The organism is Alteromonas sp. AWJ4_197, assembly GCF_056160285.1.
Genome location: NZ_JBSWWW010000002.1, coordinates 501,234 through 526,072, shown reverse-complemented (window position 1 = coordinate 526,072; position 24,839 = coordinate 501,234). Strand labels below are relative to the sequence as shown.

The following is a 24,839-nucleotide window of genomic DNA, read 5'->3' as shown; positions in this document are numbered from 1 at the left end:
ATTTATTCATGTAAAAAGCCCGGTGCAGAACTTCTGCATCGGGCTTTTCTATTTGAGAAGACTGCCGGGACCGGGGTGAATTGCGTCTGGCGTTATTCAGCCGTTCACATCCAGCTCTTTAAGTTTACGGGTCAGCGTGTTCCGACCCCAGCCAAGACGCTTGGCGGCATCCTGTTTGTGGCCATGAGTGTAACTGAGTGCACGTTCCAGCATGATTTTCTCAAACGTGAGCATGGCGTCATTCAGGATATTGTAATGTCCTTCACGAAGCTGAGTGTCGGTCCATCTCGCCAGTAACTCGGGCCAGTCGCCGGTAGCGGTACCGCCACTTTTCTCAATAGTTCCCTCTGAGTGGATTTCCGGCGGTAGATCGCCGGGTAAAACTTCCTGTCCGCTTGCCATAACGGTAAGCCAGCGGCACACGTTTTCCAACTGACGTACGTTACCCGGCCAGGGCAGGCGGGTCATCAGCTTCTCTGCATCTTTACTCAGCGACTTGGTCTCTACATCCAGCTCCTTCGCAGCACGGCGCAGGAAGTGTCTTGCCAGCAGAGGAATATCTTCACGGCGCTCTGCCAGCGACGGAATGTGGATACGGATAACGTTCAGGCGGTGAAATAAATCCTCACGGAACTTACCTTCTGCCACCCGTTTTTCCAGATTCTGGTGGGTTGCAGCAATGATCCGCACATCAACAGTCACTGACTGATGTCCGCCGACGCGATAAAATTGTCCGTCAGCCAGTACCCGTAACAAACGGGTCTGAACGTCCAGCGGCATATCACCAATTTCGTCAAGGAAAAGGGTACCGCCGTTTGCCTGCTCAAAACGGCCCTGACGGGCAGTTTGTGCGCCGGTAAAGGCGCCTTTTTCGTGACCGAAAAGTTCTGATTCCACGAGGTCTGCCGGGATGGCTGCCATATTCAGTGCAATGAACGGATTGGCCGCACGGGGGCTGTGACGGTGCAGGGCATGAGCAACCAGCTCTTTACCTGTACCGGACTGACCATTAATCAGCACGCTGATGGAGGAGCGGGACAACCGGCCGATGGCACGGAAAACTTCCTGCATGGCCGGCGCTTCACCGATAATTTCAGTAACCGCTTCATCCTGAGGTACCTGATTTTGCCGGCTCTGTTCCCGTGCATGGGCCAGCGCCCGCTGCACCAGCGTAACGGCTTCGTCGATATCAAAGGGTTTTGGCAGGTATTCAAACGCACCACTCTGGTAGGCATTTACAGCACTATCTAAATCAGAATGCGCGGTCATGATGATGACCGGAATGAGCGGGTCAGTATTATGTACTTCCCCCAGCAGTGTCATGCCGTCCATCTGAGGCATACGGATATCTGAAACGATAACCTCAGGGCGCTGACCACTTTGTAATTGCAGTAAAAGATCTTCAGGATTCTCAAAACTCAAACACCCGATATTGGCTGCCTGTAATGCCTTTTGCAGAACCCAGCGGATTGAGCTGTCGTCATCTACAATCCATACGGATTCATTATTCATTATCCGACTCCTTTCTGGGGACAGGGAGATATAGCGTAAATTCGGTGTGGCCCGGATGGCTGTCTACCTCAATTTTTCCGCCGTGGTGATTTATTAATGTTTGTGCAATAGACAGGCCCAGCCCGCTTCCGTTCTGCTTGCTGCTGACCATGGGATAAAAAAGGGTGTCTCTGATTGCGGCGGGGATACCCGGTCCGTTATCAATGATCTGGATTTTGGCCACCAGAGAGTGCCGCTTACCCAAAATGGTCATTTGTCTGTCTATACGGGTAACAAGCCGAATTTGCGGTGACGGTGTTTTCGCTTCTGTGAGCGCTTGAACACTGTTTCTTAAAATGTTCAGTACCGATTGCTGAATCATGTCCTGGTCTACTTTCAGATCCGGAATACTCGGGTCATAATCGCGGATGATAGTGATTGGGTTATCAGAGTCGACCCTCATCAGGCTGCGCACTTTCTCAAGCGCTTGATGGAGATTACTCCACTCAAGCCTTGGCAGCGCGTTGGGCCCGAGCAAACGGTCAACCAGGTTTCGCAGCCGGTCTGATTGCTCGATGATCATCTGCGTGAATTCATTATGGTCGGGATTTGTCAGCTCTTTTTCCAGCAACTGGGCGGCACCGCGAATTCCCCCTAAGGGATTTTTAATTTCATGGGCGAGGCCGCGGATCAGTTCTCTGGCGGCATCGTGCTGGGCATTTTGCTGATTTTCTCTGGAGATGCGGCGTTGCTGGTCGATACGGCGCACCTCAAACATCAGTTTAGGGCCGTCATCGGTATTCAGGTTAGTGACAGTGAGATCAGACAATACACAACGCCCGTCTTTGAAGCACAGACGTAAATCGTTTTCAGTAAAGTCTTCGCCATGACGAATTGCCGCCCGCAAACGGGCATCATTGATGGCGTTCGGCACAAAAAAGTCCGATAGCTTGTGTCCGGAGAGCTGCTTCACCCCAGTTTCGAACAACGCTTCCCCTGCGTGATTGGCATAAACGATTTGCAATCGTTCGTTGACCATTACCAACGCTGTGTTCAGGTTGTTCAATAAATGGTTTGTTTCAAACTCGGTGGCTTGCATGCCGAGTATTCCTCATTTGCACTTTTATAGTGCATTATAGTTTAACGCGTTCAAACGGTGTTGATTGCACCAAAATAAAATTTTCTGATGAACCCGCATGGTGCGCTGGCTGCGCCACCAAAGAACGCTAATTGTTATTGATAAACACTGATGCCTGATGCAAATAAAGTGTTTGCTGAGGAGATGATGCAAGAGTCTTGCCCTTATTATCAATTATGTCTATATGATAAGTGTGGGCGCCACGGTCAATGCCGGCGAGGTTAAACTTACCGCTACTGTTGATGCGGGTTGGCTGGCCGTCGAAAGTAAGGCGGTAACGGCCACGGAAGGCCGGGGTGGTAGCGGCTGTTATAGAAAACTGACCGTTGTTATTGCGGATTGTGGCTTCCGGTTCCGGAGAGGAAATGGATACTTTATAGTTGGGCTGTTTGTCGCGGGATTGCGTCTGTTGCGTGGCTTTGATGTCGGGGCTGTCTGCAACATTACTGGTATTGGCTTCGAACTCAAGGGTCTCTGCGCCGTCCTGTGGCACGTCTGTATACAGAACGGTACCGTCTTCTTTCACGACTTTATAAATTGTTTGTGACTGTACTGAAGGCACGAATAAAGCGGTGACAAGCAAAATGCGAAGTATCATCGGACACCATTTTCACAACGAAAGAATTCTCAGTCTAGCAAAAGCCGGGACGAAAAAAAGCCCGCAGATGCGGGCTTTTTCAAATCAAATCAGCGAATGGCTTATACGCTGTAGTACATGTCGAACTCAACAGGGTGAGTAGACATGTTCAGAGTCGTTACTTCTTCAGACTTCAGACCGATGTATGCATCGATCATGTCATCAGTCATAACGCCACCGGCTTTCAGGAAGTCACGGTCGTTGTCCAGCGCTTCCAGAGCCATTTCCAGTGAGCTGGCAACAGTTGGGATTTCTGCTGCTTCTTCTGGTGGTAAGTCGTACAGGTCTTTATCCATAGAGTCACCAGGGTGAATCTTGTTGATGATACCGTCGATACCCGCCATTAACATAGCAGTGAAGCCCAGGTAAGGGTTACCAGTCGGGTCAGGGAAACGTACTTCGATACGACGCGCTTTATCGCTTGTTACGTAAGGAATACGGATTGACGCAGAACGGTTACGTGCAGAGTAAGCCAGCATAACCGGTGCTTCAAAGCCTGGTACCAGACGCTTGTACGAGTTAGTAGAAGCGTTAGTGAATGCGTTGATTGCACGGGCGTGCTTGATGATACCGCCGATGTAGTACAGCGCTTCTTCAGACATACCAGCGTACTTGTCGCCTGCGAAGATGTTTTTGCCATCTTTAGCGATAGACTGGTGAACGTGCATACCAGAACCGTTGTCACCAACCAGAGGCTTAGGCATGAATGTCGCAGACTGACCGTATGCATTTGCAACGTTGTGTACAACATACTTATAGATTTGAACTTCGTCAGCTTTCTTAACCAGCGTGTTGAAAGCACAAGCGATTTCGTTCTGACCAGCAGTTGCTACTTCGTGGTGGTGAGCTTCAACGACCAGACCCATTTCTTCCATAACCAGACACATTGCGCCACGGATGTCGTGTGCTGAGTCTACTGGTGGAACCGGGAAGTAACCGCCTTTTACGCCAGGACGGTGAGCAAGATTACCGCCTTCGAATTCTGCACCGGAGTTCCATTTTGCTTCAGAAGAATCGATCTTGAAGAAAGAACCCGCCATGTCAGTGTGGAATTTCACATCGTCAAACAGGAAGAATTCTGGCTCTGGACCGAAGAAAGCAGTGTCACCGATACCAGTAGACTTCAGGAACTCTTCTGCACGACGTGCAACAGAGCGAGGGTCACGGTCGTAGCCTTCCAGGGTAGACGGCTCAACGATGTCACAACGGATGTTTACCTGAGTTTCTTCTGCGAACGGGTCAACAACGCAAGATGCTGCGTCTGGCATCAGGATCATGTCTGATTCGTTGATGTGTTTCCAACCAGAAATTGAAGAACCATCAAACATCTTACCTTCTTCAAAGAACTCGTCATCGACCAGACCTGCAGGGATCGATACGTGTTGCTCCTTACCTTTTGTGTCGGTAAAGCGTAAGTCTACAAATTTAGCTTCGCTTTCTTTGATCAGCTCTAATGCCTTTTCTATTGACATCGTGTCCTCCGGATTTATTAGAATAAACGTGGAATGAACAATTTCACTCCAAAATAATTGAGAATCATTAAAGCTATTTTCATGCCACTTACATGAAGACGGTAAAACGCGGCTTAGCAGGCAGTAGCACAAAAATCCACAAACGCAAGTGCACTATGATGGTGCGGTGAAGCTCTATTTTGGTGCGCAAGGGTGTTTTGATTCATCGGGTTCTATCGGACTGCTGAACATTATTAAGCCGTGATTTATCCGTACCGGAATGATTCGAACCGGAGCAGAAGAATAAAGGCTGTGACAATGCAGAAATTGCAGTATATGAAGATAAGAACTGATGCTTAGACTAGAACAAAGCAAACCCGGATACTAGTAGGATCATTGATAAAACATTGGAATAAATTAGATCCGCACATAATCCAGAAAAGTGTCACAAAGAAAAATAAAAAAAGATGCGCAAAGCGAAAGGAATTTCTGTACAATCCGCGCACATTTTACTATTCCGTTTTAGCAATCAAATCTGCCTGATGTTTTTCTTACATCTGCAACGCTGATTTCCAAGGCTTTGACCCAATGACCACTGATATTAATAAATTACGCAATATCGCGATTATCGCGCACGTTGACCATGGTAAAACGACTCTGGTTGACAAACTGTTACAGCAATCCGGTACGCTGGAAAGCCGTGGCGAAGCCCAGGAACGGGTAATGGACTCTAACGACATCGAGAAAGAGCGTGGTATTACCATTCTGGCGAAAAACACCGCCATTAACTGGAATGACTACCGCATCAACATCGTAGACACCCCGGGACACGCCGACTTCGGTGGTGAGGTAGAGCGTGTAATGTCGATGGCTGACTGTGTACTGCTGCTGGTTGATGCGCAGGAAGGTCCTATGCCGCAAACCCGTTTCGTAACGCAAAAAGCGTTTGCTCAGGGTCTGAAGCCAATCGTAGTAATCAATAAAATTGACAAGCCGGGTGCACGTCCTGACTGGGTAATGGATCAGGTTTTTGACCTGTTCGATAACTTAGGTGCGACTGATGAGCAGTTAGACTTCCAGGTTATCTATGCATCAGCACTGAATGGCTGGGCATCAATGGATGCAGACACCAAAGGCGAAGACATGACGCCACTGTTCCAGTTAATCGTGGATCAGGTTGAAGCGCCAAATGCAGACCCTGCCGGTGCATTCCAGATGCAGATCTCTCAGCTGGACTACAACTCATATGTTGGCGTAATCGGTGTTGGTCGTGTTAAGCGCGGTAGCGTGAAGATGAACCAGCAGGTTACTGTTGTTGGTGCTGATGGTAAGAAGCGCAACGGTAAAGTGGGTCAGGTACTGGGTTACTTAGGTCTTGAGCGTCATGAAGTCGACTCTGCAAGCGCAGGTGACATCATCGCGATTACTGGTCTGGGCGAACTGAAAATTTCTGATACTGTGTGTGACGTTAATACAGTAGAAGCCTTGCCTCCGCTGACGGTTGACGAACCAACAGTAACCATGACGTTCCAGGTAAACACATCTCCGTTTGCCGGTAAAGAAGGTAAGTACGTGACTTCACGTAACATCCTTGAGCGTCTGCAGGACGAGCTGGTACATAACGTGGCACTGCGCGTTGAAGAAACCGCTGACCCGGATAAATTCCGCGTATCAGGCCGTGGTGAACTGCACTTAGGTATCCTGATTGAAAATATGCGTCGTGAAGGTTACGAGCTGGCGGTATCACGTCCGGAAGTAATCCTGAAAGAAGTTGACGGCGAGCTGCAAGAACCGTTTGAAACACTGACTATCGACTGTGAAGACGAGCACCAGGGTTCAATCATGGAACAGCTTGGTCTGCGTAAAGCAGAAATGCGTGACATGAACCCGGATGGCAAAGGCCGTATCCGTATGGACTTCATCATTCCAAGCCGTGGTCTGATTGGTTTCCAGACTGAGTTCATGACGCTGACTTCCGGTTCAGGTCTGTTGTACCACACGTTCGACCATTACGGTCCGCACAAAGGCGGTACTATCGGTAAGCGTAAGAATGGTGTACTGATTGCCAATGCAATGGGTAAAGCACTGACAAACGCCCTGTTTAACCTGCAGGAACGTGGTCGTCTGTTCATCGGACACGGTGTTGAAGTTTACGAAGGTATGATCATCGGTATTCACAGCCGTGACAATGACCTGACAGTAAACGCCCTGAAAGGTAAGCAACTGACAAACGTGCGTGCATCAGGTACTGATGAAGCGCAAACTCTGGTTCCACCTGTGAAAATGTCATTGGAACAGGCGCTGGAATTTATCGATGACGATGAACTGGTAGAAGTTACGCCGGTAAGCATCCGTATTCGTAAGAAGCTGCTGACTGAAAACGACCGTAAACGTGCCGGTCGTGCGAAATAAGTACTGAGTATTTTTGAAAAAGCGTCCTGATGGACGCTTTTTTTTCGCCTGAAGTATTGTTTCAATCCCGGTGAATAAGACTTATTCTTCATGTTGCGCCGGAGCCGGCAATGTATGTGTGTACACTGAGTGCCGGAATGTCCGGAAAGAGAAATAGTTCAGAGCTGCTGTAGCATGCTGTTAAGGAGTAAAGTGTGGCTGAATACACCATCGCAGTGATAGATGATGATACGATAACGTTAGACATTGTGACCTATGCACTGGAAGAGGAGTTGGGTGCCAATGTGTTTGCTTTCAGCCGGAGTGAAATGGCGCATGACTTTTTAGTCAACCAGCCGCAGGATAATTTGTCTTTGATCATCAGTGATCAGAACATGCCCCAATACGACGGTTTAACGTTGCTGAAAGCGTGCCGTGAAGCTGGGCTGAAAACCCCTTTCATCTTACTGACGGCTGATGCCACACGTGACACGGTAATCGCAGCGAAAAAAGGCGGGGCCACCCAGTTTCTTGCCAAACCGTTCACATCAGAAAACCTGGTGCAGAAAGTTAAGCAACTGGTGGATTGAAGCTGACCGTTAATCGTTGTAGTGTTACAGGCATAGAGATATGGCCCGCAGGGGCCTTCTCGCACTTTCTTTTAGCACTGCAACACAGGAAAATCTCACGTGCCTTTCAATTTCGACGATACGCCTTCCCGTCAGGATACCTATTCTTTTAAATGGCAAAAATACGCCGGTCAGGACATCATTCCGGCATGGGTTGCCGATATGGAATTCCGTTGCGCCCCCGCCATTCTGGATGCACTCTCTTCCAGTGTTGATCACGGCATCATGGGTTATGTATTGCCGGCGCAGTACAAGCCGGCTATTGAGGCTGTTCAGCGCTGGCTTGAAGACAAACACGACTGGGTTATTGATCCTGACTGGCTGGTATGGACGCCGGGCGTCGTGCCGGCATTTAACATTGCCATTAAAGCGTATTGTAAGCCTGGTGATAAAGTGATGGTGCAAACGCCCAATTATCCGCCGTTGCTGGCTGCGCCGAAAATTAACGGCATGGAGCGTGTCGATATCGGTACTGTTGACGTAGACGGCCGGCCCACACTGGATTTTGCTGAGCTGGAAACCCAGGCCGCGGATCCAAAGTGTAAGTTACTGATTCTGTGCAACCCGATGAATCCTGTGGGGAGTGTGCTGAGCCAGCAGGAGGTTGATCGTGTTGCTGAGATTTGCCTGCAAAACGACGTGAAATTGTGCAGTGATGAAATTCACTGCGATTTGATCCTCGATGAAACAGTAAAACACATTCCGGCAGGCAGAGTAGAAGCGCTGAAAGATGTCAGCGTTACCCTGATGGCTGCCAGTAAAACCTTCAACGTGGCCGGTCTGGGTGCTTCATTTGCGATTATCCCTGACCGTCAGCTGCGTCAGCAGTTCGTGCAGTCCGCAGCCGGTCACATGCCGTGGGTAAACCTGTTGGGGCTGGTGGCCACTGAAGCGGCCTTTACCCAATGTGATCAGTGGCATTCTGAATTGCTGACCTACCTGAAAGGTAACCAGGCAACACTGATTGAACAGGTGAATGCCATTGACGGTCTGAAAGTGCATCAGTCGCAGGCAACATTTCTGGCATGGATAGACGCAAGCGGGCTGGATGTGGCGAATGTGCAGAAATGGGCAGAAAGCCGGGGCGTGGGACCATCACCCGGCGCTGACTTCCTTGCGCCGGATCATTTCCGCATTAACTTTGGTTGCAGCCGTAACATGCTGAACAATGTGCTTGGCAGACTGGCAGGTAAAGCCTGATCAGTCAGCCGGCCGGCTGATATTGCGCCTCACAAAAACAGTGAGGCGACTTTATACAGCCCGAGACATACCACAAACAGCACGATTGCAGCACCGGTGAGGTTGCTGAACGTGCTGTTTCTGTATGTGGCTGGCAGTGATTGCCGGTTCATAACGGCTAATAAAAATACCGCAATAAAGGGCAGAAGCAGCCCGTTAGTGGCCTGAGCGAACAAGATGGCGAGTAATGGTTTAATGCCGATACTGGCGATAATCACGCCGCTCAGAATAACCACCAGCCACACACCTTTAAATAACCTGCCTGTCATATCCGCTGGTTTACCCAAAGCACCGCACACCGCGTAGGATGCTGCCAGAGGGGCGGTTATAGCGCTGGTGAGACCGGCAGCGAACAAACCGGCGGCAAAAAACCACTGTGCATAATCCCCGAGTACCGGCGCAAGCTGACGGCTCATATTACCGGCATCAAGAGACTCACTCTGTCCGTAAAACGCGGTCATCGCGGTGGCAACGATAATCATCGTAATAATGCCCCCGAATCCGATAGCAGTCACAGATTGCTTCCTGCAGGCCTTCAGAGCGGCATCGTCGTTTGTTTTCCCGTACTGCTGTGCCACAAGGCTGGCATGTAAGAACAGGTTGTACGGGACGATAGTGGTACCTACAAGAGCCAGCACCATGGTAATCGTGCCGGCATCAAGTTGCGGATGAAGAAGTTGACTGAGCATGGCAGACCAGTCCGGCCCGGCAAAAAACAGGGTGATGACAAACACCAGGGCCATGATGGCAACCAGTGACACCAGCACTGACTCAATTAATTTATACTTTCCGGTGTACAACAACAGCGCTGCAAGTGCGCCCAGGATGAAAGCCCATTGAGACGTATCTAACGGAGTAATGGCATCCAGGCCTATGGCTGCTCCGGTAAGGTTGCCGGATTCATAGGCCGCATTGCCAATACCGATGGCGGACACAATCAAAGCCGCAATGGTAATGCGTAAGGCTTTATTTTCTGTCAGTGTCATTAAGGCATCCGACAAGCCCTTTCCGGTTCCTGTGCCCAGCCGCGCAGCCATATCCTGCAATACCATAGTGGCTATTACAGAAAACAGGAGTGCCCAAGCAAGGTGAAAACCAAAACCTGCGCCGGCCATGCTGGCCGTTGTTACTGTTCCCGGACCAATAAAAGCCGCCGCAACAATATAGCCTGATTTGTCACTTGCCATACTGCGTACTCCATTTAAGTGTTATTGTTATAGTGCATGCAGCATAACGATTCTTCGTGGTTAATCAAAGTGTTCAGAATAAATGGAAAATAACAGCACGCCGTTTTCATCATTATTTGCAGAACCGGCTCTGGCGGCTTTGCTCCCGTCGCAATGCCATTGTCGCGGATTCATTTTCGCTGTGGCAACCAGTCCTGAAATTCCTATGCCCGAACAATGGATGCCCTGGCTGGTGGCGAATGCGCCAGTGGCGGCTTCTGATGTCTCGTTCGAACACATGGCAGAGGGCCTGATGGACGGTTTAAGGCAGGACTTGCAGGCGATGAGAAATAATACGTCGTTGCTGCCCGGAGTTTGTCAGTGGCATGACAATGCCGAAGAGCGCAAGGAGTTAACGGCATGGCTTACCGGTTTGCTCAGCGCCCATGGCAGGCTTGAACCGGTATGGCAAAAAGCATGGCAACTGGCAGAGGCAAACCCTGAGAAAGATAAAGGCGTGAAGGGGAATGAAGATCCTGCAAAGCGGCTGTCCCGCTGTCTTAAGTTATTTTCAACACTGGCGAATCCCGATCTCGCAATGGAAAGGAGTACAGATGAACAGGCAGCGGCTTTGCAGCAGCATCTTCCGCAACTGGCTGCACAGTTACCGGCGATGCTGAAAGAGTATGTTGATCTGGCAGGAGAACTGGCCGGTGTTTTACCTGATCAATTTGAAACTTTTGTGCAGATGAAAGAGTAGGGCGTCCGCCGGCTTGAAAAGCTTTACTTAAGTCGCTGGGCGAGATTGTGACGCATTGAGCTGATGTAACTGTTCAGTTCCACCCGCGCCGCTTCATAGGCGTCGTTGAGTTCGTCTGAATCCGGTTCTTTCAGAAGCGCCTGAAAAGCTTCATCGGTCTTTTCCAGTAAGGACTTCAAATGTTCGTTACTCACATCCATGTTTTGGTTTGCCTTGTCACGTTTCCGGAGAAAATTCGCCACAAAATTGCTTCCTTTAATTTTATGACAACGATATCGCTTAGGATAAAGCGGGTTAAACTGGCCTGCTAATGGTTTTTAGAACGGTTTAACGACAGCTAAGATCACAATTGCCAGTAAAAGTAATACGGGTGCTTCATTTAAAAAACGGTAAAACTTAGGCGACCGGGTATTTTCGTCGCGGGCAAATTGATTAACCAGTTTAAATAAATAGAAGTGATATGCATAAATGGCAAGTAAAAGCGTTAGTTTAACATGTAGCCACGCTGAAGCCCGGAACCAGGCCATGCCGTAAACGTAAATCAGGGACACACCGAATATAAGTGTTAATATGGCAAAAGGCGTGACAAAAAACCATAGCCTTCTTTCCATTATTTTAAATTGATCACGAATATTTTGTTCTTTTGCTTCTGCATGATAAACAAACAGCCGCGGAAGATAAAAAATTCCCGCCAGCCAGGCGACCATAAAAAAGATGTGTAACGCTTTTAACCACAAAATCATAACCGGTTTCCGTTAATACTGTGCTCTTTGCAGGAAGGTTTGCAGAATGTTCCAGGTAATTACCCCTTTGACTTCCTGCACAGACTGGTCGTATACATACACCGCTCCGCTACGGCCGTTCTTCAGCTTTTCGTACACTTCGTGCAACGTGGCCTGACTGCTGACACCTTCCATACTGAAATAACTCAATGGGTGTGCATTATGGTCCAGACTGACATCGTATTGAACCAGTTTGTAATGCACATCCAGCTCTGTGCGGGATTTCTGTACCACCACGTAAGTGGGATTCTCAGACAGATAATTTTCGATAGCCTGTTCCGGCGCATCCAGAAACAGTTTGTATTCCGTGGTCATGGCTGCCAGCACACCGGTTTTTTCCAGTGCTTCGCGGATAGAGGTCACGGCATACGGCAGATTCTGATAATCGAGCTGACGGATAAAGATAGACCGGTTGCCTAAAAACTGGGTGGCCGTAACGTATGCCGGCACAATCACCAGCATGGCCGGCAGAATGATTTCCGGACTGTACGACAACTCCATCACCGCCGACAGTGCAGCGAGGGGGGCATGCAGTACTGCTGTAAGCATGCCTGCAACGCCGAGCAGGGCAAAGCTGCTGGTGTAGTCATCAACATCTACCAGCGATTGCAGGGGCATTAGCAGTACAGAGCCCGCCAGCATACCAATCACCATGACAGGCCCGATGATACCACCCGGGACGCCCAGTCCGATGGTAAAAATCGCCAGGATCAGTTTGGCCGAAAGAATCGACAGGAGTAGTAAGGTGCCCGGATGGGTGTGGAAAAGATGGTCCACATCATCAAAGCTGGCGCCTAAACTTTCCGGCAGGAAAATGCCGATGGTACCGGTGATAAGCGCTGCAAGAATGAGTCGCCAGATCATATTAATCGGCCGGAAAAATTGCATTACCCGCATCAGTTGAGAATTAAATAAGGTTGCCAGCGCACCAAGAGCAATGCCAAGGAAAATGAAATAGAAATACATCCATTCATCAAAGGCGGCGATGGCGAGAAAGGATAACTCGTTCACTTCCCCGAACACCATACGGGTGAGCACCGAACCTATGGCTGCCGCCAGCATCACCGGTACGAAGATGTGAATTTTATATTCTCTGAGCACCACTTCCATTACAAAGATGACCGCGGCGAAGGGGGTGTTGAATGAAGCTGATATACCGGCTGCAATGCCGCAACCCGCCAGTATACGAATACTGTTATAGGGAAGACGTAACCACTGGCCAAGGAAGCTGCTGCCAAATGCACCAAGGTGTACAGACGGCCCTTCGCGGCCAACAACAAAACCGCCGGCCAGCGCCAGCATACCGCCAAAGAATTGATTAATTGTGGTTCGGAACGGGATCAGTCCGTAATGATGTTTAACACGGTGGATAACGAAAGGAATGCCGAGGCGGTAATGTTTGAACCCCGTGATCCAGGCAATGATCAGGATGCAGGCCACTGCACACAGCGGCATCAGAAACCACACCATCCATTCATCGGAAACCACTTGCTTTAACAACGTAAGCGCACTACCTTGCACCCATTCCACACATAACCGGAACAGGATTATCAGGCCGGCAGCAATGAGGCCACCCACAATGCCCAGCATACACACCTGAACGGAGGTTCTGGGATGGGCTAGTTCCTGGCGAAGTGCTGAAAGTCGCATTAAAGTGGCTTATCCTTTTGCTGTGGCGTTATTCTATCATAAGTCACTGCTTTTCCTATCAAGTAGTGTGCCTGTTTGTTGGTTTAAAATTGAATAAAGAAGAACAATGAAGTTACCGTTACAACGCGCTGAATTAATCCAAAAATGGGGGCTGTACAGGTTTACCCTGGCCTGCGTGGCCGGTTTGTTGTTTATGCTGGTCACGGGTTATCAGCTGGCGCAGTTTCAGCAGCAAAACGAAGAAAAAGTAGCGCTGAGTGAAAAGCAGACCCGGCAATATCTGGAAGATGAAAACGCAGCGTTACGAAAACAGGTTGCTGCATTGCAGGTGGAAAGCGTAATGGCAGCCAGCTCGGTGTCATCGTACAAGAAGATGCTCGAAGCCAGAGAACAGCAGGGGCGTTCTTTGGAAGAACAGCTCAGCTTTTACCAGCGGGTGGTTGCTCCGGAAGTGACTCAGGACGGCTTTTTCATCGACGGGATCCAGGTGTCTCCCCTGGCCAGCAATAACCGTTACCGGATCAAGGCGGTGTTGCTTCAGCAAAATGAAAATAAAGCCATGCTGAAAGGTGAGCTTGCGGTACTCATTAAAGGGAGTCTGGGTGGAAAACCTCACGAAATTAAAGCCGGTGAGGGGGGATTTCTACCCAATGGAAACATCAAATGGGGATTTAAGTTTTTCCAGACCGTCGATGAGGAGTTCACGCTACCTGCTGGATTTATTCCTGAACAGATTGTGTTTTCCACTGAGGTATTTCAATGGAAAAGCAAACGGGGAGAGTATATCAACAGCGTAAACTGGATTGATGTATACGACTCCCCGCCAGAGGAGGGGAGTCTGGACAGTTAAACGTCAGGTTTATTCTGTTTCCAGTTGCATCAGCAGGTTGGTTTTTACCTGCTCAGCATTAAAGGTTTCGTTGTCTTCCGGCGCGGTGCCTTTACCCATCTTTATATTCAGCGTACTCTCAATTTGACTCTGCTCACGGCCGCCAATGAAAACTCCGGTGGAAACCATGGTCTGAGGCTGCCAGCTTGTCCGGCAGGTAAGTGCACCGCATTCAGTCACCCTGGCGTAGCGCTGTGAAAACATCGTCTCAGGTCCCGTCGATACGGTTTCTTTATCCACGAGTGTTTCGCGCTCCGTTACCGTAAACCAGTCATATTGATTTTCCAGTGTAATTTCAGCAGCACGAAGCATGGCGTAATCCATGGCTCTGGTTTTATCTGAGCCTCTGGCTTTGAAGTACACGCGGTATTGTGTATCGGTAAGTTTGGTTTCCGTATAACCGAAGCCGCCATTCGAGGCTTCGCGGTATGCAGGCTGGCTGGCACAGGCGGCCAGCGTAAGGGTAAGGGCAACAATTAGTAATGATGTAACTTTATTCATTAGTGTCTCCTGCGCCTGATTGTCAGGCTGTCATAACATCACTGTTTTTTACAGAAAACTAAAGAATAAGTTCAGTTACGGTTAACGCTTCATCGGTTAAGCAGCCAGGTCAGCCACACTATGACCCCGCAAAGTACGGCGCAAATCATTTGCCAGAACAGGACGGGATTACGTTCCAGCAAAGGAGAGAATGTTTGTTCACTGACAATGAGATCTTTCGGATTACTTAACGCGATTTCGAACTCAGAATAGGCATTAAACCGCTTCTCCCGTTCCGGTTGCGTGGCTTTTTTCAGGCAGATATCCAGCCACGCCGGCAGATCGGGACGATATGATTTCAGGCTGCGGTACTTGTATTCAAAAACGTTGGCCGGAATGTAATCCTTAAATTTAAAGGGCTGGTAGGGGAGTTCGCCGGTGAACATTTCGTACACCACAACCCCGAGAGAAAACAGGTCGGATTGAAAATCGCTGTGGTTATCGATCAAAAATTCCGGCGCAATATAGTTTACCGATCCCACCGGGTAGTCTTCCTGCTCCTGTTCACCGGTTTCCAGCAGAGCCTTTACCTGTACAGTACCGAAATCAATGATTTTGACTTCACCGGTATCGGTTAGCATGATGTTTTCCGGTTTGATGTCGCGGTACACCATATCATTGCGCTGAAATACTCTGAGTCCGGCAATTATTTGTTTAACGATGCGGCGTACCTGTTCAGGGGCGGGCTTCGGATTATCAATCATCCACTGTCGCAGGGTGATCCCTTCAACGTATTCGCAGATGTGATAAATAAATCTGGCATTGTCAGGCCGGGGAAAGACCTTCATCACGGCAGGGTTATCCAGGTGTTTGCCTATCCACTCTTCCCGCAGAAAACCCTTCAGATGGGTGGGATCGTCTTCAAAATACTCTGTAGGCGTTTTTAAGCCGTACACTTTACCGGTTTTTTCATCGGCGACTTTATACAAACTGGAGCGGGTACCATTAAAAAACTGTTCAATCACCCGGTAACCGTCAACTTTGTGGCCGGGTTCCAGCGGCGGTAACAGGCGCAAGGAATCCAGCATTGCATCCGCATCCGCGGCATCACCGGCGGGCAAATCATTCACCTTTACCAGCAGGCAGGTTGTATTGTCGTCACTGCCTGCTTTTAGGGCTGCACTGACGATATTAAATGCCGTTTGTTTGAGATCATTGGTGTGACTGTCGAGATGCTGACGGATTTGTCTTGAAGACAAAAAGTTAGTAACGCCGTCGGTTGTCAGTACGTAAATTTCATCTTTGTTCAGCGCAAAGCGGGAAAAATCCACATCCAGCTTTGCCTCCAGCCCTATGGCCCGGGTGAGGACAATATTACTGCCCTGTCTCGCTGAATGATCACGGCTGAGTTGTTCCAGGTTGCCCTGCGAATAGCGGTAGATCCGGCTGTCTCCCACGTGGAGCATAAATCCGCAGCGGGATTTGAATATCACGCTGCTGAGCGTGGTCAGCATCTGGCTGTAGCCACCGTGAGAATAGTCATACTGCCCGTGACACCAACGGTTAAGGCTGTTAAGTACCTGGCCTGCGGCGCGCTGAACGGTCCAGCTTGCCGGGGTTTGCATGTAGTCGTGAATAAAGTTGGTGACGGCCGTGTTAGCCGCTTCCTTTGCCCGTGTACAGGCAGACACGCCGTCGGCAATGGCGACGGCGATACCTTTGTCTTTTACTGCGTGGTCTCTGGCCTGCCAGGCCGCAAAGGCATCCTGATTTTCATCTTTGATGCCCTGCGTGCTGTAACCGCCAAAACTGAGATCTAACTGTGACAAACGGAAGGGTCCTAGTGTGAACCTACCTGAATAAGTTCAACTGTACCATCTTCATTGACTTCGGTAATAGTACCTCCCGGTTCACGCATGAATAGCAGTGCTACAAAGCCCAGTGCAGCAGTGGCACTGATCACCAGGAAGAAGACGGAGGCATCAACAAAAGAGTAAACCGTTAAATAAGTCACTGCACCCACATTACCGTAAGCTCCTGTCATACCTGCTATCTGGCCGGTCAGGCGACGCTTGATGAGCGGTACTACGGCAAATACAGCACCCTCACCGGATTGTACGAAGAAAGAACAGGCCATAACAGCAAGGACTGCCAGCCAGACGGGCCATTGACCGGTAATATGACTTAACGTGAAGTAGCCCAGTGCCAGACCGGCGGTGAGGATAAGCAGGGTTTTCTTACGACCGAATTTGTCAGAAATCAAGCCACCGCCGGGGCGGGACATCAGATTCATAAATGCATACATACCCGCCAGCAGACCGGCTGTTGCCATTGACAATTCAAAGGTTTCAGCAAAGAAAGCCGGTAACATTGAAACTACGGCCAGTTCTGAACCAAAGGTCGCAAAATACAGGATGTTCAGAACCGCAACCTGTTTAAACTCATAACGGTGTTCAGGGGCAACCGGCGTTTTAAATATTTCGCGGTTCACTTTGAAGGTAGACCAGGCATCAAAAAGATACAGCGCAGCCAGTAGCACATAGAGGGTTACCGCTACACTTTCGCTGAGCATGGCTACGCCTTGCGGGGATAATTTCCAGTTCAGTAGTGCCAGCGCGGCATACATAGGTGTTTTCATCACCAGCAGAAAGAAGAAATCGCCTTTACTGGTGACTTCCATCCCACCCAGGTTTTTCGGACGGAAGTAAGTCGAGCCTTTGGGCGTATCTGTGACGTTGGTGAAGTAAATCACACTGAAGATCAGGCAAAGTACTCCGGTAAGGGCAACGGCGTAGCGCCAGCCATCATCACCGCCAAACAGCAGCGCCAGCGCCGGTAAGGTAAATGCTGCAGCCGCAGAGCCAAAGTTGCCCCAGCCACCATACACACCCTCGGCAGTGCCCAACTCTTTAGGAGGGAACCACTCACTGACCATACGGATACCAATGACAAAACCAGCGCCGATAAAGCCCAAAGCAAAACGGGCGATAGCTAACTGAGTGAAATTGTCGGCGAAGGCAAATACAAAACAGGGGACAGAGCAGACGGCAAGCAATGCGGAATAAACGATGCGGGGGCCGTATTTATCAGTGAGTGCACCAATGATCACTCGGGCCGGAATGGTCAGCGCCACATTGAGGATCAGTAAGGTCTTCCATTCTTCAATGCTCAGCCCCATATCATTCATGATCACCTGTTTAAGCGGTGCCATGTTGAACCACACCACGAAGGTCACGAAGAAGACCATCCATGACAGGTGGAGAATTTTCATTTTTCCGGTGAAGGAGAAAAGATTAAATTTTTCAACACTCATTGATTGTGCCCTTAAATAAAAAAACCCGGCGCTGATAGTTCAACGCCGGGCATCATTGCCTGATAACAGATTGTGTCACATCCGGTCTTCGGCCGGCTCTGTGGTAAAAACTCATTATGCTGGAAAGCATGGGATGTTAACCCGACATAGAGTTAGCGAAAACCATGCCTGTTTTTTTATTTCATGATTTCAATGAGTTAGAAATTCATCCGGACACGTTGCCCATGTCGGTTGCATTGTTTTGGTGCGCTCGTCTTCGTGTGGTGCAAACGAATGTTGTTTTCAGCAGTTTCCGGTCAGAGTCGCGGAGCACAGGATTGCGCGGATTAGTTGATTGATTTGGTCAGGTATTAGATAATTAGCCATATCCCGTTCACCGGCTCTGCTACTGAGCTGATGTGTGGTTCAGGTTTGTGAGACGTTCAGGGATGTTTTCAGGGCGAAAGCCCGTGGTATTTTGCGAGGTAACTATGTCTGTAGAAATGGCGCTGCCAATCGATTTTTCTGATTCTGCTGCGAAGAAAGTGAAAGAGCTGGTCACAGAGGAAGAAAATCCGAATCTGAAATTGCGTGTGTATGTCACTGGCGGTGGCTGCTCGGGCTTTCAGTATGGCTTCACTTTCGACGAGAAGGTAAATGAAGGTGACATGACCATCGAAAAAGACAGCGTTACGCTGGTGGTCGACCCTATGAGCCTGCAATATCTGGTGGGCGGTACCGTTGATTATGTTGACGGTCTGGAAGGGTCCCGCTTCCTGGTGGATAACCCCAACGCCACAACCACCTGCGGGTGTGGTTCAAGCTTCAGTATCTGAGCATCCTGTAACTCATCATTCTCTCAGGTGCACCGGTCTGATTTATCCTGTGCACCCTGTACCATTTTCCGGTTATACCCGTTACTGTGTCGTCATTACTTTGTTCTCAATGTTGCTGAGGTATTTTATGATGAAACTGTACGGCTCCGTTACATCGCCTTATGTTCGCCGCATCCGCATCGTGCTGTCTGCTACAGAGCACGAATTTATCAATCTGAACATCTTTGAGGGTGAGGGCCGGGACATACTGGCATCTAAAAACCCTACCCTGAAAGTGCCGTGTCTTGAAGATGATGGTCAGTTAATTTTCGACTCCCGTGTGATCCACAGTTATTTGCTGGCAAAGCTGGATTTGCCACCTCTGAGCTGGGACCAGGAAAACCAGTTGACGATGATTGACGGTGCTAACGACTCGTTTGTTCAGCTTTTCATGCTTAAGCGTTCAGGCATTGAGGCTACCAACGATCAGTTGTTTGTCCGCCTGCAGAAAGAGCGTATTGCTTCTACGCTTGGCTTGCTGAATGAAATGGTCAGTGCCGGCGAGTTTGATGGTTGGGGTTATCCGTCGGTGGCGCTGTTTACACTTATTGACTGGGTTGAGTTCCGTGAACTGCATCCCCTTACCGGTCTTGATGCGCTGAAAGCCTTCCGCGAACAGCTCATTGACCGGATAGAGGTCACCGCTACTGACCCCCGCGGTTAAGCACTAATAGCCCCGTGTAAAATTGAACTGATGCATCAGGGGCTGACAGGATAAATAACGCTGTAAGTTATCTGCAAATAGCGCAGCCACATCGGCAGGGCGGGATTCCGCCGCGGTGTGCTGCGTTATTTTGATTTTGGGGTGTTGCCAGAATGGGTGTGAGGCTGGCAATGGTTCTTCATTAAAGACATCCAGGACCGCGGCTTTCAATTGCCCGTTATCCAGTGCAGAGAGCAAATCCTCTTCAACGATGGCAGAGCCCCGCCCGGCATTAATCAGTACACAGTCACCGGACAACCCGGAAAAGAAGTCTGCATTCAGTAAGCCTCTTGTGTCCGGCGTATCCGGCATCAGGTTCAGAACAAAATCGCACCGGCCGGCAAACTCATGCACTGACGCCTGCGTGTACATCGCCGTGTAACCTGCTTTCGGTTTACCACTGCGGCTTAACCCGATGATATTCAACCCGAATACTTCTGCCACCGGTAATATTGCATCCGCAATGGAACCCGCGCCGGTGATCCCGAGCGTTTTACCCTGCAAACGGGCGTAGCGGGGAGGTGACCAGACAGCATTGCGTTGTGCTTGTGCATAATCATCAACAGAGCGGGAATAGTGCAACAGCCAGGTGAATACATATTCCCTCATCTGTACCCCGAAAATCCCCTTTGCTGCTGTCAGCAGATAGTCTTGTCTGTCCAGCGCCAGTAAGGGTCTGTTGCCCGCCCAAACCGACTGACACCATTTCAGTGCCGGCATTTGGGGGATCACCAGGGCAGCAAGGTCAGGATCCGCCAGCAGAATGGTGACACTGTCTTTGTCCACATCCACCGGTTCCGTTGTAATGCAATCAAGTACCACGTTGTCAGGGAGTAATGCGGGGATCAACGGCGCATATTCCTGCGCTTCATTGCTGAGCACTGCCAGCTTATGGGTGTTCATAGGGCATACCGGTTGTTGTTTATATTTCATTGTGCGGGAACAAAAATGCCCGCATAGCGGGCATTTTCAGTATGTTCATTGTCTGCGCGACAGGCTTATTTCATCGCCAGCATCAGACGCTTGGTGTTATCCAGCTGACCTAAGCGTACCTCAGCAATTTTCATAAAGGCGTCTTTTTCTGATGAGTCGATAGGACGCGCTTTCGGCAACTCTACGGTTCTGGGGTTACGGTGTACACCATCTACCAGAAATTCATAGTGAAGGTGAGCGCCGGTTACCATACCTGTTGAACCAAGATAGCCTACTGTCTGGCCCTGTTTCACCGTGTCACCACGCTTCACACCACGCTTTTTAAGGTGCAGGTACTTGGTGACGTATTTCTCACCATGCTGAATGAACACGTAGTTACCATTAAAGCGGTTATACGACGCTTCAATAACCTTACCGTCACCGGCGGCCATGATTGGCGTACCGACGGCTGCCACGTAGTCTGTACCGTTGTGAGATTTCCAGCGTTTCTGCACCGGATGGAAACGGGCTTTAGTAAAGTTAGAGCTCACGTATTTGAAGTTAATCGGCGCACGTAAAAAGCTTTTACGCATGCTGCGGCCTTCCGGCGTATAGTAATTGCCGTCATCATGCTGGATAGCAACAAAGCGCTCACCCTGATTCACAAATTCAGCGGCAACGATATCGCCGTAGCCCACAAATTCGCCGTCGATATAATTTTCTTCATACACGATATTGAACAAATCGCCCTGACGGATACCCATAGCGAAGTCAATATCCCAGCCGAAAATACCCGCAAGGTGCATGATCTGATTGTCGGTCAGACCGGCATCAACACCGGCATTCCAGAAGCTGGAGTCGATTTCACCCTGTGCAAAGCTGTAGCGGGTTTCGATTTCTTTCGCTTCCAGCTGAGCGGTGAGGCCATCGTCTTCAGCATTGCGCTTGATAAGCAACGCTTCTTTATAAGAAATGGCGTAACGCAGTCCGTCAAAACTGCCATCTTCACCGGCGCGCAACTGCAACTCGTCACCCGGAATCAGGGTGACCAGGGTTTTTGCCAGTTCGCCTGCCTGAGTCACGTCATAAGTATCGCGGGCAGAAAAACCTGCACGCTTGAATATTTTAGCCAGTGTGTCGCCACGACCCACTTTGAATGTTTCCCAGTTACCCTCGTCTTCTTCGACATAGATTTCCGGCGTTTCAATGACTGAAAGCGCAACAGGGTAACGCACACCTGCGTCTAAAATCAGGGATTCCTGATGACGACTTGCTTCGACCGGTTCAGAAGGAAGAAGAATAAGACCACCCAGTAAAAAACTGGCGATCACCAATCCGGTCCGGTGTGGTTTGGGAAGATTTTTGAATGTTTTCAGAACCACGGTAAATTTCAATCTCATATTACTGCCCAGCCTGAGAATATCGTGTTACAGCACGACTTTCCACCAAAGCACCTGTAATTTCATGATTAGATCGCACAGGAAGCCGATTTTTGACGGTCAAGTCTTTCAAAGGTTCACCGGGATGCGTAAAATGCCCCGATTAAATTTTCCCAGTAAATGTAATAAGTGTGGAACGAGCATGACCGATTGGCAAACCGCTTTAGCTGAAATTAAACGGGGTACGGATGAGATCCTGCCTGAAGAAGAGTTAATTGAAAAACTCAAGTCAGGCAAGACGCTGACCATCAAGGCTGGTTTCGATCCTACGGCACCAGACTTACATTTGGGTCACACCGTCCTGATTAATAAACTTCGCACCTTTCAGCAGTTAGGCCATAACGTTGTGTTCCTGATCGGTGATTTCACCGGTCTTATCGGTGATCCTACCGGTAAAAACGTGACACGCAAGCCTTTAAGCAAAGAACAGGTATTGGAAAACGCTAAAACGTATCAGGAACAGGTATTCAAAATCCTCGATAAAGAGAAAACGCAGATTCGTTTTAACTCTGAGTGGATGGATGCGCTGGGTGCGGCTGGTATGATCAAACTGGCGGCCAGCCAGACGGTAGCCCGTATGCTTGAGCGTGATGACTTCAAAAAGCGTTACAACGGTGGTCAGCCAATCGCTATTCACGAATTCCTGTACCCGCTGGTTCAGGGTTATGATTCTGTTGCACTGAAATCAGATGTTGAGCTGGGCGGCACTGATCAGCGCTTTAATCTGTTAATGGGCCGTGAGCTGCAAAAAGAGAACGGTCTGAGCCAGCAGGCGGTAGTGATGGTACCACTGCTGGAAGGTTTAGACGGCGTGCAGAAAATGTCTAAATCGCTGAATAACTACATCGGTATTACTGATGCGCCGAACGATATGTTTGGTAAAGTGATGTCGATTTCTGATGATCTGATGTGGCGTTACTATGACCTGCTGAGCTTCCGTCCTCTTGAAGAAGTGGCAGAACTGAAAGCGAAGGTTGAAGCCGGTGCGAATCCCCGTGATATCAAAATCGAACTGGCAAAAGAGATCATCGCCCGTTTCCACGACGAAGCTGCAGCAGAAGGTGCGCATCAGGACTTTATTCAGCGTTTCCAGAAAAACGCCATCCCTGATGACATGCCGGAAGTGTCTGTTGCCATGGAAGCTGACGGGATTGCCATCGGTAACCTGCTGAAAGAAGCGGGGCTGGTGGGTTCTACCTCTGATGCCATGCGTATGATTAAGCAGGGCGCGGTGAAGATTGACGGTGAAAAAGTCGAAGATACCCGTCTGGTGATCACAGAAGCCGGTGAAGCCGTGTATCAGGTGGGTAAACGTAAGTTTGCCAGAGTTACACTGACAGCATAATTTTCCGGTGTCCGCCGCAGAAATAAGAAAACCCGCATGATTGCGGGTTTTTTAATGGCTGTTGATGTGTATTTACCGTAGCGGGCAGTGGCTGATTACGGAAATACAATCATCATTTCTGCCCCTTCGCATTCACAATAACCGGGACAAACAGGGCAATCATAGCCTTCATGGATGGAAGCATAACGCCATTTGCCGGGGTGTCTGGCAATCAGTTTACCGCCGTTTTTACTGAAATAACGAAAGGCACTGTTACCCGGACTACCCAGCCAGATATGGGCCAGGCCCGCCAGGGCACCCTGTTCCTTCGCTTTTTGTGTGGCGATTTCCAGCAACCGGCTGCCAATGCCACATTCCTGCAGACGATCGTCTACCGTATTACATTTGAAATAACACACCCGTGACGGATCCACCGGCCACTCTGCCACAGAACACCATTCGTCAGGCTGCCAGTGGGAGTGGGCAAAGGTCAGTCTGAATCCGGCGATCTCACCGTTGTACAGAGCAACGTAGCTGGCATTAATATTGTCGTGCCAGCCCTTATGATACATTTCTTCCAGAGAGAAATGAGACAGATAACCGTCACCCTGAATGCGGTTGCCTAATAACAACACGCCTTCAAAGTGCTCCGGCGCAAGGGGGACGTAAGTAATATCGCTGGCTGATGGCTTATTGTTTTTCATTTTTTATTATCTTTTATGCCATCCAGATGGAAATCCAGTGCTTCAACAGAGATCAGGATTTCCCGCACAGACATCCACAATGAATACATCAGACACACCAGACTGGAGGCGAATATCCAGTTTCCGGCCAGCTGATACGTCAGGTAAATGGCAAGCATGGATAAGACACACAGGAAAAAGCTGACAACACCGGCTATCTGCATGCGTTTTATGAATAAAATGCGCTGGCGCAGGTTACGGATTTGCGCCTGTGTGTTTTCGTCGCGGTTTTCACGGGCAAAGTTACGGATTATCGTTGCCAGTGTCAGGAAGCGGTTCGTGTAAGCCAGGAGCAACAGTGAAATCGCCGGAAACAACATGGCCGGCGTAGCAATATCTATCTGCATTGACGTATCTGCTTAAAATGAAAGCGCGGAATACTACCAGCTTAATCCGGTTTCTGCCATACAGGCAAGCAATCACATTCTCTCTACGGGCAAACCGGCTTCTGTCCAGCCCAGCATATCGCCTTCAAGGTGACTGATACCGGTGAACTGCTTCTGTTCCAGCATCTGCATTGCTATTTGCGCCCGACGCCCGGAGCGGCAGTAAATAATGATAGGTTTGTCTTTGGCATCATTCAGCTGTTCCACATAGTCGCCGATGGCTTCGTGAGGCATGTTGATGGCGCCGGGAATATGGCCGTCAGCGTATTCCTGCGGAGTACGCACGTCGATGAGTAACCACTCGTCGGCTTTCACTTTTTCCAGCATGAAAGGCGTTGCCTGAACTGAGCGGAATCCGTCGGCTTCGGCTTCTTTTGGCCAGTAAAAGGTTGTTGCAACAACGGCAAAGATAATAAGAGCAGAAACAACAATGATTTTGCGCATGAGGTTATCCGTCACTAT

General features: G+C 49.5%; 24 protein-coding genes. 8 read left to right on the top strand and 16 right to left on the bottom strand.

The features are described from left to right. Positions 1-96: 96 nt before the first annotated feature. From glnG to glnA, 4 genes are all read right to left on the bottom strand, one after another. On the bottom strand, positions 97-1,512 hold the full coding sequence (glnG, locus tag ACXAGC_RS05715; protein WP_303572767.1) for a nitrogen regulation protein NR(I): 1,416 nt from the start codon (positions 1,510-1,512) through the stop codon (positions 97-99). Further along, positions 1,505-2,590 (bottom strand): nitrogen regulation protein NR(II), encoded by a 1,086-nt coding sequence (gene glnL / locus ACXAGC_RS05710; RefSeq protein ID WP_474843166.1) that lies wholly within the window; start codon positions 2,588-2,590, stop codon positions 1,505-1,507. The genes glnG and glnL overlap by 8 nt, the downstream gene beginning before the upstream one ends. Positions 2,591-2,717: 127 nt before the next feature. After that, a complete protein-coding gene (locus ACXAGC_RS05705; protein ID WP_474843164.1) occupies positions 2,718-3,227 on the bottom strand; it encodes a DUF4124 domain-containing protein in 510 nt (169 codons plus the stop codon). A gap of 101 nt (positions 3,228-3,328) precedes the next feature. After that, on the bottom strand, positions 3,329-4,738 hold the full coding sequence (gene glnA, locus ACXAGC_RS05700; protein ID WP_474843162.1) for a glutamate--ammonia ligase: 1,410 nt from the start codon (positions 4,736-4,738) through the stop codon (positions 3,329-3,331). Positions 4,739-5,305: 567 nt separating this feature from the next. Between glnA and typA the strand changes: the two genes are divergently transcribed. The 3 genes from typA to ACXAGC_RS05685 all read left to right on the top strand — a co-directional run bounded on the left by typA (position 5,306) and on the right by ACXAGC_RS05685 (position 8,937). Further along, positions 5,306-7,129 (top strand): translational GTPase TypA, encoded by a 1,824-nt coding sequence (typA, locus tag ACXAGC_RS05695; RefSeq protein ID WP_119502306.1) that lies wholly within the window; start codon positions 5,306-5,308, stop codon positions 7,127-7,129. Positions 7,130-7,323: 194 nt separating this feature from the next. After that, positions 7,324-7,698, top strand: a complete 375-nt coding sequence (locus ACXAGC_RS05690; RefSeq protein WP_474843159.1) for a response regulator — start codon at positions 7,324-7,326, stop codon at positions 7,696-7,698. Positions 7,699-7,797: 99 nt separating this feature from the next. Beyond that, positions 7,798-8,937, top strand: coding sequence for a MalY/PatB family protein (locus ACXAGC_RS05685; RefSeq protein ID WP_474843157.1), 1,140 nt, complete (start codon positions 7,798-7,800; stop codon positions 8,935-8,937). 29 nt (positions 8,938-8,966) lie between these two features. On the opposite strand, the gene ACXAGC_RS05680 is transcribed toward ACXAGC_RS05685, so the two are convergent. After that, positions 8,967-10,163, bottom strand: a complete 1,197-nt coding sequence (locus ACXAGC_RS05680) for an Nramp family divalent metal transporter (protein WP_474843156.1) — start codon at positions 10,161-10,163, stop codon at positions 8,967-8,969. An 82-nt stretch (positions 10,164-10,245) separates the two neighbouring features. Here ACXAGC_RS05680 and ACXAGC_RS05675 point away from each other — a divergent pair, with 82 nt between their 5' ends. Beyond that, positions 10,246-10,902, top strand: a complete 657-nt coding sequence (locus tag ACXAGC_RS05675) for a UPF0149 family protein (protein WP_474843154.1) — start codon at positions 10,246-10,248, stop codon at positions 10,900-10,902. A gap of 23 nt (positions 10,903-10,925) precedes the next feature. Here the strand turns inward: ACXAGC_RS05675 and ACXAGC_RS05670 are convergent, their stop codons facing one another. The 3 genes from ACXAGC_RS05670 to ACXAGC_RS05660 form a co-directional block, all read right to left on the bottom strand. Further along, positions 10,926-11,144, bottom strand: a complete 219-nt coding sequence (locus ACXAGC_RS05670) for a hypothetical protein (protein ID WP_474843152.1) — start codon at positions 11,142-11,144, stop codon at positions 10,926-10,928. Positions 11,145-11,219: 75 nt separating this feature from the next. Continuing rightward, complete coding sequence (hemJ, locus tag ACXAGC_RS05665) at positions 11,220-11,645, bottom strand: protoporphyrinogen oxidase HemJ (RefSeq protein WP_119502300.1); 426 nt, start codon at positions 11,643-11,645, stop codon at positions 11,220-11,222. Positions 11,646-11,657: 12 nt separating this feature from the next. Continuing rightward, on the bottom strand, positions 11,658-13,334 hold the full coding sequence (locus tag ACXAGC_RS05660) for a chloride channel protein (RefSeq protein ID WP_474843150.1): 1,677 nt from the start codon (positions 13,332-13,334) through the stop codon (positions 11,658-11,660). A gap of 106 nt (positions 13,335-13,440) precedes the next feature. On the opposite strand from ACXAGC_RS05660, the gene ACXAGC_RS05655 reads away from it, so the two are divergent. Then, a complete protein-coding gene (locus tag ACXAGC_RS05655; RefSeq protein WP_474843148.1) occupies positions 13,441-14,184 on the top strand; it encodes a DUF6776 family protein in 744 nt (247 codons plus the stop codon). Between the two features lie 9 nt (positions 14,185-14,193). Here ACXAGC_RS05655 and ACXAGC_RS05650 read toward each other — a convergent pair whose 3' ends face one another. From ACXAGC_RS05650 to ACXAGC_RS05640, 3 genes are all read right to left on the bottom strand, one after another. Then, entirely contained in the window at positions 14,194-14,724 is a 531-nt protein-coding gene (locus ACXAGC_RS05650; RefSeq protein ID WP_474843146.1) for a CC0125/CC1285 family lipoprotein, read from the bottom strand. A gap of 89 nt (positions 14,725-14,813) precedes the next feature. Continuing rightward, positions 14,814-16,532, bottom strand: a complete 1,719-nt coding sequence (locus ACXAGC_RS05645; RefSeq protein ID WP_474843144.1) for a bifunctional protein-serine/threonine kinase/phosphatase — start codon at positions 16,530-16,532, stop codon at positions 14,814-14,816. An 11-nt stretch (positions 16,533-16,543) separates the two neighbouring features. Beyond that, positions 16,544-18,016, bottom strand: coding sequence for a NarK family nitrate/nitrite MFS transporter (locus ACXAGC_RS05640; RefSeq protein ID WP_474843142.1), 1,473 nt, complete (start codon positions 18,014-18,016; stop codon positions 16,544-16,546). A gap of 470 nt (positions 18,017-18,486) precedes the next feature. Here ACXAGC_RS05640 and erpA point away from each other — a divergent pair, with 470 nt between their 5' ends. Both erpA and ACXAGC_RS05630 read left to right on the top strand, forming a co-directional pair. Next, on the top strand, positions 18,487-18,831 hold the full coding sequence (erpA, locus tag ACXAGC_RS05635) for an iron-sulfur cluster insertion protein ErpA (RefSeq protein WP_119502295.1): 345 nt from the start codon (positions 18,487-18,489) through the stop codon (positions 18,829-18,831). Positions 18,832-18,961: 130 nt separating this feature from the next. Next, complete coding sequence (locus tag ACXAGC_RS05630) at positions 18,962-19,534, top strand: glutathione S-transferase family protein (RefSeq protein WP_474843462.1); 573 nt, start codon at positions 18,962-18,964, stop codon at positions 19,532-19,534. 3 nt (positions 19,535-19,537) lie between these two features. Here ACXAGC_RS05630 and ACXAGC_RS05625 read toward each other — a convergent pair whose 3' ends face one another. Together ACXAGC_RS05625 and ACXAGC_RS05620 are read right to left on the bottom strand one after the other, a co-directional pair. Next, the gene (locus tag ACXAGC_RS05625) at positions 19,538-20,476 is read right to left on the bottom strand and encodes a D-2-hydroxyacid dehydrogenase (RefSeq protein ID WP_474843139.1); all 939 of its coding nucleotides are present in this window, start codon (positions 20,474-20,476) and stop codon (positions 19,538-19,540) included. Positions 20,477-20,571: 95 nt separating this feature from the next. Beyond that, complete coding sequence (locus ACXAGC_RS05620) at positions 20,572-21,885, bottom strand: OapA family protein (RefSeq protein WP_474843137.1); 1,314 nt, start codon at positions 21,883-21,885, stop codon at positions 20,572-20,574. Positions 21,886-22,066: 181 nt separating this feature from the next. On the opposite strand from ACXAGC_RS05620, the gene tyrS reads away from it, so the two are divergent. Then, complete coding sequence (gene tyrS / locus ACXAGC_RS05615; protein ID WP_119502292.1) at positions 22,067-23,269, top strand: tyrosine--tRNA ligase; 1,203 nt, start codon at positions 22,067-22,069, stop codon at positions 23,267-23,269. A gap of 95 nt (positions 23,270-23,364) precedes the next feature. Here tyrS and ACXAGC_RS05610 read toward each other — a convergent pair whose 3' ends face one another. From ACXAGC_RS05610 to ACXAGC_RS05600, 3 genes are all read right to left on the bottom strand, one after another. After that, positions 23,365-23,952, bottom strand: a complete 588-nt coding sequence (locus tag ACXAGC_RS05610; protein WP_474843135.1) for a GNAT family N-acetyltransferase — start codon at positions 23,950-23,952, stop codon at positions 23,365-23,367. Continuing rightward, positions 23,949-24,338, bottom strand: coding sequence for a DUF2721 domain-containing protein (locus ACXAGC_RS05605; RefSeq protein WP_119502290.1), 390 nt, complete (start codon positions 24,336-24,338; stop codon positions 23,949-23,951). The genes ACXAGC_RS05610 and ACXAGC_RS05605 overlap by 4 nt, the downstream gene beginning before the upstream one ends. Before the next feature lie 72 nt (positions 24,339-24,410). Further along, entirely contained in the window at positions 24,411-24,821 is a 411-nt protein-coding gene (locus ACXAGC_RS05600) for a rhodanese-like domain-containing protein (protein ID WP_474843132.1), read from the bottom strand. Positions 24,822-24,839 lie beyond the last annotated feature (18 nt).